This is a genomic window from Psychrobacter sp. Rd 27.2, assembly GCF_001921755.1.
Lineage (GTDB): Bacteria > Pseudomonadota > Gammaproteobacteria > Pseudomonadales > Moraxellaceae > Psychrobacter > Psychrobacter celer.
This window is the reverse complement of record NZ_MRYB01000155.1, coordinates 1-333: the sequence shown is the minus strand read 5'-3', so window position 1 is coordinate 333 and position 333 is coordinate 1. Positions and strand designations below refer to the sequence as shown.

1 pseudogene is annotated in these 333 nt (G+C 48.0%); it reads right to left on the bottom strand.

Features of this window, described 5'->3' with window-relative positions:
* A pseudogene (locus tag BTV99_RS13630) lies at positions 1 to 333 on the bottom strand (hypothetical protein); the annotation flags it as partial.

The following is a 333-nucleotide window of genomic DNA, read 5'->3' as shown; positions in this document are numbered from 1 at the left end:
GTCAAACGCTTAAAAAAAGGCGTTTCACGATCCGCTTCGATATCAGAAGGAGAGAACAGCAGGGTTTTTAGCTCACCCAAAAAGTCATGATACTGAATGATAAAAATACGGTTCAAGATATGGATGTAGGGGAATTTATACGTGCTTTGGGTGTAGACGCCGCTGTAGGCGTACCACGTGGGATAGGGCACTCTGACCATATCGGCGCTTTGATAAAACTGTACCGGCGGCTCAGACATCAAGCGCTCTCGAAACGCGCTTGCTTGTTTGCGCGCGGCTCTTAGGCGCTCTTGGGGTAATGGGCTTTGATGAATATCATCAAACTCGTGGATG